Source organism: Streptomyces sp. NPDC002403, from assembly GCF_053593015.1.
This window is the reverse complement of the sequence record NZ_JBSFBQ010000017.1, coordinates 155,433-165,182: the sequence shown is the minus strand read 5'-3', so window position 1 is coordinate 165,182 and position 9,750 is coordinate 155,433. Positions and strand designations below refer to the sequence as shown.

Below are 9,750 nucleotides of genomic sequence, written 5' to 3'. Positions count from 1 at the left end.
CGCTTGCGTCCCCCGCCCGGACGCCGCACCCGGCCCAGGGGTTCCTCGCCGGCCTCCAGCTCGAGCACGCCCTTGCGGACCGTCGTTTCACTCACCGCGGCCGCCCGTGCGACGGCCCGGACGCCGCCGTGCCCCAGGGCACGGGCCTCGGCAGCCAGCAGCAACCGACGCTGCCGCTCGTCGAGATGCGGGAACAACACCGCAAACTTCACGAAGAGTTGGCTACGAGTCTCGTCCGGCATGCGCATACCACACCAACGAGCCACAGAACGGGAAGCAACACCTTGATTCCCTGCAAGCCCTTAGGTTGGTCTGATCGGCATTCAATACCCTCCCCCGGAAATGGACATGAATCGGTATGACCGTCGCCTCACGAGCTCCGGCCCGAGTCCCGACTCTAGGCCGTGCCGCCCGGTTGGTGGGGCGGACCCCGGCCGGGGTGCGGCCGTATCTGGAGTTGCTGCGGCTGGACCGGCCGGTGGGGGCGTGGCTGCTGGTGGTGCCCGGATGGATCGCCCTGGCAGCGATCGCCGGGCCCCGGGACGGGGGCCTGCTCGGGCTGCTGCTCCTGGTGTACGGGGTGCTGTCGAGGGGGGCCGCCTGCGGGCTCAACGATGTGCTGGACGCGCGGTTCGACGCGCAGGTGCCGCGTACGGCGGGGCGGCCCGTCGCCTCCGGGCGGCTGGCGGCCGGGCGGGCACTGGTGCTGTGTGTCGTGGCGGGGGCCGTCGCACCTCTGGTGATGGGGTTCTGGAGTGTGAAGGCCGTGGTGTGGGCGGCGGCCGGGGCGCCCCTCGCGGCGGTGTATCCGTATATGAAGCGGGTCACCCACTGGCCGCATGTGTGGCTGGGGATCACCATCAACTGGACGGTGCCACTGGTGTACGGCCTGCTCACCGGAGGGCTCGGACTCAGGGGAGGGGTGCTGTACGGGGCGCTGATCTGCTGGGCCGTGGGGACGGACGTGATCTACGCCTGCCAGGACCGGGAGGCCGATGTGCGGGCCGGGGTACGGTCGGCCGCCGTGCTGCTCGGGCGGCGTAGCCGGATGGTGGTGGGCGGCGTGTACGCGGGGTGTGTGGTGCTGCTCGCCTGGTTCGGGATCGTGGCCGGGCTCGGGCCGCTGTACTGGCCCGGACTGTGCGTGGTCGCGGGGCAGTTGGGATGGCAGGTATGGCGGGCCGACCCTGCGGATGCCGGAGCCTGCGGGCGGGCGTTCGCCACCAACCCTCTGTGCGGACTGCTCATCCTCGTGGCCGTGCTCGCCGGGAGGGTCGGTACCCTTGGCTGAGGGATACGGATCCTGGAGGTGCTGGTGGGACTGCGGGAACGGATCGCGGCGGAACTCACGGCGACCATGCACGGCGGGGATCTCAAGCTGGAGCGGTACGCGGGGCCGCCCGGCGATCCCGGGCTGTTCGGGATCGCGCCGGGGGATCCGGTGTGGCGGGTGCACGGGCAGGCCACCGGGATGCTCACCGGTGGGTTCGCCGCGCTCATGCTCCAGTCGCTGCATCCGCTGGCCATGGCGGGGGTCGACCAGCACTCCGACTTCCGCGCCGATCCGGTCGGGCGGCTGAACGGAACCGTACGGTTCATCACCACGACCACATTCGGCTCCTCGGTCGCCGCCCGCGAGGTGATCGACGTCGTCCGGCGGATCCACACCCGGGTGCACGGCACCGCCCCTGACGGCCGGCCGTACCGCGCGGACGACCCCGACCTGCTCACCTGGGTGCACACCGCTGAGGTACGCAGCTTCCTCGCCGGCCACCAGGCCTACGCACCCCGGCCGCTCCGACTGACCCCCGCCGAGTGCGACGCCTACTACCGCCAAGTCGCCCCCGTGGCGGAGGCGTTGGGCGCACGGAACGTACCGCGCACGTCCCTCGAAGCCGAGCGGTACCTGGCTCGCCTTCGCCCACAACTCCACGCCACTCCGGCCGCGTTGGACTCGGTGCTGTTCCTCCGCCGCTTCGGGCGTACACGACGGGAGCGGCTGGTCGTGAGCCTGCTCACGAACGCCTCGGTCGGCCTCCTCCCCGACTGGGCCCGCACCGAACTCGGCATCCACCGCCCGGCCCTCGTCCGCACCGGCTGGGACCGGCCCCTGGCGACGGCCGTCGGACGCACCCTCCAGTGGGGGCTCGGGCCCTCCCTGATCCAGGCCGCCGCACGGGGGCGACTGGCGGGGGCGCGACAGGGATGACATCGAGATCTTCGAGGTGCCCGGCAGCAGCGCGCTTCGTGCAACATGTCCGCTTCACGGAAAATGAGCCAGAACCGCTGGAACGCGAACGAAGCCACCCCTGGTGACGTCGTCACGGGATGGCCCAAACTGGCCCGCATGGACTGGTTGCCACTGCTCTCCACCCTGGCCGGGGCCGCGATCGGCATCGTCGCCACTCTCGTCGCCGACCGCAATCGTTGGAAGCGCGAGGACGCGAAAGAAGCCCTTCGGCTGCGGCTCGACATCTACACGCAGTACACCACCACCGTGAAGGCCCTGGGCGAGACCCTGCGGGCCCTGGCCGAGCGAGAGCACCCTTCCGACGGCGAGCGGGCGCTCGCGCTGCGCGATGCCTTTCGGGATTCAGGCATGGGTACCGCGTCAGAACGGATGTGGCTCATCGCGCCCCAACCCGTCGTCCAGGCCTCCAACAGCGTGTTCCACTGCCTGCGACGCATCTGCGACGGCTACATCGACGGCACTGCTGTCAGCAGTCCGGAGGATCGCGCCCGCTGGGAGGCACGCGGTAAAGCAGCCGCCAAGATGCGCAAGCTCATGCGTGAAGATCTCGGCGTCGGCCCACTCACCGAACGCCACAGCCCCCTTCTCAACGACTAGGGCGTGTTCGGCAACTCGATGACCCGTCTGGTTGGCTGTCGGGCGCCTGCCGGTGGGACGCGCCACGTGCCTCACCACGCGGTGGCACCCGCCCGTCACGCCCCCTGGAAGGTCAGGGCCAGCACCTCCGTCAGACGCCGCTTCAGCGTCTCCGCGTGCGGCGGGCGCCCGGGGGTGGGGGCACCGTCGATCCGGACCCCGGTGTCGGCGAGGAGGTACAGCATCCGCAGCGTGCGTATGGCGTTGGAAGTGTGCGCGGCCACGGTGGGGGCGCCGCGCCGGCCGGCGGCGAAGTCCGTCTCGATCGCGTCCAGCCAGCCGACGGCCTCGGCCTCGGACAGTTCCGGCCGGGTGAGTGTGCGGGCGATGCCCTGGGCGAGCCGGTCGTCCTCCTGTTGGGCGAAGAGCTCGTCGGTCGGAACCACGAGCCGCTCCGCCGCCAGCGCGAGCATCTCCTTCGGGTCGACCTCCGGATGGAGCCCGAAGGCGCCCAGCAGGTCAGCGCCGTGCGCGACGGCGTGGAGCCAGCCGAGCTTGGGGTCGTACCCGCGCAGGTCCGTCTCGGCCGGGAACCAGCTCCTGAAGGCGGTGAGCCATGCTGGGTCGAAGTCGCCGCGACCGACGATCATGTCGAGCACGAGCGGGGCGAAGGTGCGCGCCTGGATCTCGGGGTCGTCGAACCGGTCGGCCATCACGGTACCCAGCTGGGCGCGCAGCGGTTTGTCGATGACGTCCCGCTGGATCCACGTCCGCAGCACCACGTAGGGAGCGCCGTCGCGGATATCCGGGTCGGGATGGCGGAGGGCCTCGGCCAGTTCGGTGGCGAGGGCCGGCAGTTCGGCCACTGCCGGAGCGGGGCAGTCGTTCTCGTAGAGGTACAGCCAGCGGGCCGAGTCGATCGGCGGCCTGTCGTCGGTCTTGGTCACTGCCTCACCATCCGGGAGGGTCCCCGGCAAGGCAACCGATTATCGGATGGATGCGGGGCGAGCAGGTGGCCCGGACCCAATGGGGACCGCCTGCCAGTACGCCTCGCCACGCTCGCCCCATGACCACACATGGAACCACGTTGACCGCGTCTGACCGTCGGCTGCGGGAGTTCGCGCCTTGCACGCCTTGCACGCCTCGACGGTCACCGAGGCGAACCAGACGCGGTCGTCCTCGTCGGACTGGACGACCACGAAGGTGTCGTCGGAGTCGTTGAGGTCGCTGATCGCCATGAACAGCGCGTCCTCGGGGGAGGGGCGTCGATGCAGTCGCCGTTCTCGTTGTCGGCGCCGTAGTGCTGAGCTCCCACGGTCGCCTCTCCCTCACCCTGCCGTCCCTGGTCGCCGTCAGCATGGCATGTGCGTACTGACTGGCAACGCACAGCTGATAGGCTGGAGAGCATGGGACTGATTGAGGTAGACAGGATCTAGCCACCGAACTGCCGGTGGCTTTCACTCGTGTGGGCGTTCGTCCACATCAGTGAACGATCTTTTCTCAACGTACGCGAGTGAGTCCGCCCTTCCTGGGCGTTGACACTGCCGCGTGAATTCCGCCGGCACGTTCGCATCGCACCGACCTCGGTCCCGGGTGCATGACTGCGAACGCGCGACTACGACCTGCCAGGTATGCGACCCCCTGCTGCCCGGCATTCGGGTAGCGGCTCCCATGCCGCAGGAGCGTGGCTCTTTGCCGGTTCCGCTCGCACCTCTCGCCGCATCGACACACGGCCCCGTGGTCGGTTGTTCTGCCAGTTCCGCTGGCTCCCACAACCCGTTCACGAAGGGCATTGCCATGCAACATCGCACCTCGCGTTCGCGCACTCGTCATCGCCGAGCGCGCTGGAAAACCGGTGCTCCGGCTCTCACCGCCTGCACGAATCCCGCCTGCGGCAAGGCCGCGCCTGCGCATCGCGCCTGCCGGCACTGCGGCTTCTACCGGGGGCGTGAGGTCTTGCCTGCTACGGATGGTGACGCATGAGCACCGCTCCGACCGCGAGAAGCCGTTGGATGCGCATTCGCGATCACCTCGCGCAGACGGGCATGCCCGCGTTCCGGTTTCACCAGCTCATCACCGCGTGGCAGAGCTCGACGGCCGAGACCTTCGCCGACGTCCACGTCCTCCCTGCGCGCCTTCGCGGAGATCTCGCGGAGCGGTTCGGGCCGCGCCTGCACCCACTGACTGCGCTGGAGGTGCAACGTGACGAGCAGGTCGAGAAGGTGCTGTTCGCATCGGACAGCGGAGCGCGGATCGAGACCGTCGTCTCGCACTATCGGGCCGGATGGGACTCCATGTGCATCTCGTCGCAGGCCGGATGCGGTCTGGGCTGCACCTTCTGCGCCACTGGGGCGGTCGGCCTGATCCGCAACCTCACGGCAGACGAGATCGTCGCGCAGGTGATGCATCCGTGTTGGACGCGCGCGGGCCTGCCGAGGCCGGCCAGCGTCGCGTTCATGGGCATGGGGGAGACGCTGGCCAACCCGTATGTGTTCGACGCGCTGACGCTGCTGACCGACACCGCCTACGCCGGCATGTCCGCGCGACGGGTCACGGTCTCTACGGTCGGGTTCGCACCGAATCTCGCACGCCTGGTGGATGAGCACCCGCAGGTGACGATCACGCTCTCGGTGCACTCGCCGTTTCCGCAGGAGCGGGCGCGGATCATTCCGCTCGAGGAGACGTTCCCGCTCGCGCAGAGCCTCGACATCCTCGACCGGCACGTTGCCGCAAGTCGTCGCAAGGTCTACCTGGCCTATCTGCTCATTGCCGGCGTCAACGACAGTGACGACCACCGCGCTGCCCTCGCTGAGCTGGTCCATCGACGTTCCAGGCCCGAGCTGTTCCACGTCAGCGTCATCCGCTACAACGAGGCGGCCGGCGCGCTGCCGGAGCATCGTGCACCGTCCTCGACCCGCGTGGACCAGTTCGTGCGCGGGCTCACCGCGTGCGGCGTGCACGCGACCAGACGGCGTCAGTTCGGCGCGGGCATCGACGCCGCCTGCGGGCAATTGCACGCGAGGTATTTCGCCACGCCCTCCCTGGGGGCTGCCCCGGTCGACACAGAACTGATCCCCGTCACGCCCGTTGATTGACGGGCGAGAGAAGAGAGAAGCACTGCCTATGTCTACGAAGTCCGCTGTCACGCTGCGCGATCTGAGCTTCGAGTGGCCGGACGGCACCGCCGCGCTCGCCGGTGTCAACGGCACCTTCACTGTCGGTAGAACCGGGCTTGTCGGCCGCAACGGCGCCGGCAAGTCAACCCTGTTCCGGCTCATCGCCGGTGACCTGCAGCCGACTGCCGGGCACATCGCCACCCTGGGCGAGGTCGGCTACCTGCCGCAGGCGCTCACACTGCAACAGGAAACCACCATCGCCGAGTTGCTCGGCATCCACGGGATCCTCGACGCGATGAAGGCGATCGAGTCCGGAGATGTCGACCAACGCCACTTCGATGCCATCGGTGACGACTGGGACATCGAGTCCCGTGCCGACGAAGCGCTGCATCAGATCGGGTTCTCCGCCGCAGACCTCGGCCGCCGCGTGGCCGAGGTCTCCGGCGGAGAGGGAATGCTCATCGCGATCACCGGGCTGCGCATCCGTCGCACCCCGATCACGCTGCTCGACGAGCCCACCAACAACCTCGACCGCGCCACGCGCGCCAAGCTTGCCGAGTTCGTCGACCAGTGGCCCGGGACGCTCGTCGTCGTGAGCCACGATCTCGAACTGCTGGAGCGCATGGACAACACCACCGAGCTCCACGGCGGCACCCTGGACACGTTCGGCGGCCCGTACAGCGCATGGAAGGCGCACCAGGAGCAGGAGCAGACGGCCGCGGCGCAGGCCGCACGCTCGGCTCAGCAGGCGCTCAAGGTCGAGAAACGGCAACGCATCGAGGCGGAGACGAAGCTGGCGCGCCGTGAGCGGACAGGGAAGAAGACCCAGAAGGACGGTGGCATCCCGAAGATCCTCGCCGGCAACCGCGCCAGCAAGGCTCAGGCATCCGCGGGATCACTGCGCTCCACTCTCGACAACAAGGTCCAAGCCGCGCAGGCCGCCGTCGATGTCGCGGACGCACGCGTCCGCGACGAGGAGCACATCCATCTCGTCCTGCCTGATCCGGACGTCCCACGCGGACGACGGCTGGCGGAACTGGAGGATGAGGGCCGAACCGTCGTGATTCAGGGCCCGGAACGGGTGGCGCTCGTCGGCGCGAACGGTGCCGGGAAGTCGACCCTGGTCGAGCAGCTCGTTCAGCGTGCCGAGCCGAATCCGGGCCGACCGCACGGCCGCCTTGTCACCGAACTCATCGGTTTCCTTCCGCAACGCCTCGATGGGCTCGATGACGATGCCAGCGCGATGGAGAACGTGCAGGCTGTCGCCCCAGACACGCCGGCCGGCACCATCCGCAATCAGCTCGCCCGGCTGCTCCTTCGCGGCGACAGCGTGGACCGCCCCGTCCGCACACTCTCCGGCGGGGAGCGATTCCGGGTCTCGCTCGCCCGGCTCCTTCTAGCCGCACCGCCTGCCCAGATGCTGATCCTGGACGAGCCGACGAACAATCTCGACATCGCCAGCGTCGAGCAACTCGCCGAAGCCCTCGACGCGTACCGCGGCGCGCTCCTCATCGTCAGCCACGACTTCGCGTTCCTCGAACGGATCGGCGTCGACACCATCATCGAGCTCGGCAGAGACGGGCGGATGCATCAGCGCCAAGATCTGGGCATTTGACCGTCTCGGGTCAGGCAATACGACAAGCGAACCAGGAGGCGGGTCCTCACATGATTGACCCACCTCCTCCTTCACACGCCGTTGTTCACGCGTCGATCCATGCGTGCGATCACACGCTCACCGGTGCCTTGGCGCCCATGGCGTATGGCTGGGTGCGCCTCGTTTTCACCTGCGGGGGCTCCACCATCCTCCACAGCGAGTTCGGTGAGCGTCAGGTACGGCCGGGTGACCTGGTGGTGCTCGGCATCAATACCCTCCGCGGCAGCCAACCGATCGACCGCTCTTCCATCACGAGGTCGTACCTGGACCACGGCATTGTCGACTCAATTCCGAGATCTTCGGCGAACACATCGAGAGGACAGAAGATGAACATCAATCGAAATCAGACGCAGTTCACGGCCCCACCCGTGCCGTTCGCCCGCGAACTCTACGCAGAGTTGGAGAACCTGGGTGCGCCCCAGGAGAACGCGCCGGCGTCGGCTGACGACATCCCCCGGTGGCGTGCGCAGCTCGCCACGACAGACCCTTCACTCAAGGAGTTGCGCGACCACGGCAGGTTCGAGATCCAAGAGTTCCTCGCCCCCGGTCCGGACGGAGCACCGGACGTCCCACTCCTCTTCGCTCGCCCCACCGGCCTGTGCCAACAAGCGCCGGTCGTCTACCACATGCACGGCGGAGGCATGATCGGTGGGTCCAACCGCACCGGAATGCAGGCGATCCTCCATGAGTGGGCTGAGCCCCTCGAGCTGGCGGTCGTGTCCGTCGGCTATCGGCTGGCACCTGAGCACCCGTACCCAGCGGCGATCGAGGACTGCTACGCCGGGTTGTCGTGGCTCGCCCACCATGCCGGCACACTCGGAGTGGACCGCCAACGAGTCATCGCCGTCGGCGGAAGCGCCGGCGGAGGCCTCACGGCTGCTCTGGCCCTGATGGCCCGCGACCGAAAGGGTCCCGCCATCCTTGGCCAGTTGCTGATGTGCCCCATGCTCGACGACCGCAACGACACTCCCTCGGCACACCAGATGACCGGACTGGGCGTGTGGGACCGCCGCGCCAACAGCCTCAGCTGGAGCGCTCTTCTCGGCAAGGAAGGGGAGCGCTCGCAGGTCTCGTACTATGCCGCGGCCGCCCGCGCAGCGGACCTGTCCCAGTTGCCGCCCGCCTATGTCGACGCCGGCGCTGCAGAGACCTTTCGTGACGAATGCATCCAGTACGCGACGCGCATCTGGCAAGCCGGCGGAGATGCTGAGCTGCACATATGGTCAGGCGGCTTTCACGGCTTCGATCAACTGGCGCCACACGCTGAAGTCTCCCGAGACGCCCGTCGGACCCGCTTCCGTTGGCTATGCCGTCTGCTGAGCCGAGACGTTCAGTACAGCCCTGTACCGTGTGGACTGCACGGTGGTGTGGCGAAAGAAGAATGTGATCCGGTCGGATCGCTCAGGTCGGGTTGAGTATGCGCACTCATGTCCGGCGAATCCTCGCGCGGGGAGGATCGGTGGAGCGTCACACCGCAGTGGCGCCGAGCCGATTCAGTCCTGAGACTGTTACGGAGAATCTCGTGTCCCGACGCGCTGCCCTGTCCATTGTCACCGGTGTCATTCTTCTCGGTGGTGCCGGCGTCTTCGCTTTCGCCCAGGCCGCGGAGCAGCCTTTGGCGCTGACGCACAGCACCGCCCGCTACACCGCTCCCGACGGGGACCGAGCCGGATCGCTGGCTTTCGTCACCGATGTCACGGCGCCCTCCGATGTCAAGAGCGTGAAGGTGCTGGCCTGGCCGCAGAACTCGTCCTTCGCCAAGAAGGGGCTGACCGCCAAGGACATGGCCGCAGTGGAGCAGGCGGATTGCACGTCTTCCGGGCAGGACACCATGCGTTGCACCTATACCGCGGAGGTCACCGGCGCCGACGCCGAGTCGTTCCCGCGCGGCTCCTGGCACGTCGCCGTCCTGGCCACCGCGCAGGACGGCACCACGATCCTGGACACCGAAGCGGCCGGATTCATCGTGCGGTGACCCGGACGCGCAGATGGTCGAGAGCCGTGCGGCCGACGACGCGTGCCAGTCCGCACTGCTCCGGCAGAGGTGAACAGGAGGGGGCGACGAGCTCGATCTCGAAGCCGTCGCGCGATTCGAGGTAGGCGGTGTGCTGGTGGTCTCCGCCTGCGTGAGGGGGGAGCTCGGGGAATAGGAG

The 9,750-nt window shown here is 68.4% G+C and carries 10 protein-coding genes and 1 pseudogene; 8 read left to right on the top strand and 3 right to left on the bottom strand.

Going from position 1 to position 9,750, the window contains the following annotated elements:
* A pseudogene (locus tag ACWCPY_RS20810) lies at positions 1-248 on the bottom strand (ISAzo13 family transposase); the annotation flags it as partial.
* Between the two features lie 170 nt (positions 249-418).
* On the opposite strand from ACWCPY_RS20810, the gene ACWCPY_RS20805 reads away from it, so the two are divergent.
* The 3 genes from ACWCPY_RS20805 (at position 419) to ACWCPY_RS20795 (ending at position 2,848) form a co-directional block, all read left to right on the top strand.
* Entirely contained in the window at positions 419-1,291 is an 873-nt protein-coding gene (locus tag ACWCPY_RS20805; RefSeq protein ID WP_451266969.1) for a 4-hydroxybenzoate octaprenyltransferase, read from the top strand.
* Between the two features lie 24 nt (positions 1,292-1,315).
* Entirely contained in the window at positions 1,316-2,209 is an 894-nt protein-coding gene (locus ACWCPY_RS20800; protein WP_451266967.1) for an oxygenase MpaB family protein, read from the top strand.
* Positions 2,210-2,272: 63 nt separating this feature from the next.
* Positions 2,273-2,848, top strand: a complete 576-nt coding sequence (locus ACWCPY_RS20795; RefSeq protein WP_451266965.1) for a hypothetical protein — start codon at positions 2,273-2,275, stop codon at positions 2,846-2,848.
* A 95-nt stretch (positions 2,849-2,943) separates the two neighbouring features.
* On the opposite strand, the gene ACWCPY_RS20790 is transcribed toward ACWCPY_RS20795, so the two are convergent.
* Complete coding sequence (locus ACWCPY_RS20790; RefSeq protein ID WP_451266963.1) at positions 2,944-3,774, bottom strand: DUF2785 domain-containing protein; 831 nt, start codon at positions 3,772-3,774, stop codon at positions 2,944-2,946.
* Positions 3,775-3,813: 39 nt separating this feature from the next.
* The gene (locus tag ACWCPY_RS20785; RefSeq protein ID WP_451266981.1) at positions 3,814-4,065 is read right to left on the bottom strand and encodes a hypothetical protein; all 252 of its coding nucleotides are present in this window, start codon (positions 4,063-4,065) and stop codon (positions 3,814-3,816) included.
* A 433-nt stretch (positions 4,066-4,498) separates the two neighbouring features.
* Between ACWCPY_RS20785 and rpmF the strand changes: the two genes are divergently transcribed.
* The 5 genes from rpmF (at position 4,499) to ACWCPY_RS20760 (ending at position 9,572) form a co-directional block, all read left to right on the top strand.
* A complete protein-coding gene (gene rpmF, locus ACWCPY_RS20780) occupies positions 4,499-4,810 on the top strand; it encodes a 50S ribosomal protein L32 (RefSeq protein ID WP_451266961.1) in 312 nt (103 codons plus the stop codon).
* A 29-nt stretch (positions 4,811-4,839) separates the two neighbouring features.
* Positions 4,840-5,922: a radical SAM protein gene (locus ACWCPY_RS20775; RefSeq protein ID WP_451266959.1), complete on the top strand. Its 1,083-nt coding sequence runs from the start codon at positions 4,840-4,842 to the stop codon at positions 5,920-5,922.
* A gap of 28 nt (positions 5,923-5,950) precedes the next feature.
* Positions 5,951-7,558, top strand: a complete 1,608-nt coding sequence (locus ACWCPY_RS20770) for an ABC-F family ATP-binding cassette domain-containing protein (protein ID WP_451266957.1) — start codon at positions 5,951-5,953, stop codon at positions 7,556-7,558.
* Positions 7,559-7,608: 50 nt separating this feature from the next.
* A complete protein-coding gene (locus tag ACWCPY_RS20765) occupies positions 7,609-9,012 on the top strand; it encodes an alpha/beta hydrolase (RefSeq protein WP_451266955.1) in 1,404 nt (467 codons plus the stop codon).
* 107 nt (positions 9,013-9,119) lie between these two features.
* Positions 9,120-9,572, top strand: coding sequence for a DUF5707 domain-containing protein (locus tag ACWCPY_RS20760; RefSeq protein ID WP_451266953.1), 453 nt, complete (start codon positions 9,120-9,122; stop codon positions 9,570-9,572).
* Positions 9,573-9,750: the final 178 nt, after the last annotated feature.

Coding starts and splice junctions, on each gene's coding strand:
- ACWCPY_RS20765 (WP_451266955.1), top strand. CDS start 7,609: ATGATTGACCCACCTCCTCCTTCACACGCCGTTGTTCACGCGTCGATC.
- ACWCPY_RS20785 (WP_451266981.1), bottom strand. CDS start 4,065: ATGGCGATCAGCGACCTCAACGACTCCGACGACACCTTCGTGGTCGTC.
- ACWCPY_RS20795 (WP_451266965.1), top strand. CDS start 2,273: ATGAGCCAGAACCGCTGGAACGCGAACGAAGCCACCCCTGGTGACGTC.
- ACWCPY_RS20775 (WP_451266959.1), top strand. CDS start 4,840: ATGCGCATTCGCGATCACCTCGCGCAGACGGGCATGCCCGCGTTCCGG.
- rpmF (WP_451266961.1), top strand. CDS start 4,499: ATGCCGCAGGAGCGTGGCTCTTTGCCGGTTCCGCTCGCACCTCTCGCC.
- ACWCPY_RS20770 (WP_451266957.1), top strand. CDS start 5,951: ATGTCTACGAAGTCCGCTGTCACGCTGCGCGATCTGAGCTTCGAGTGG.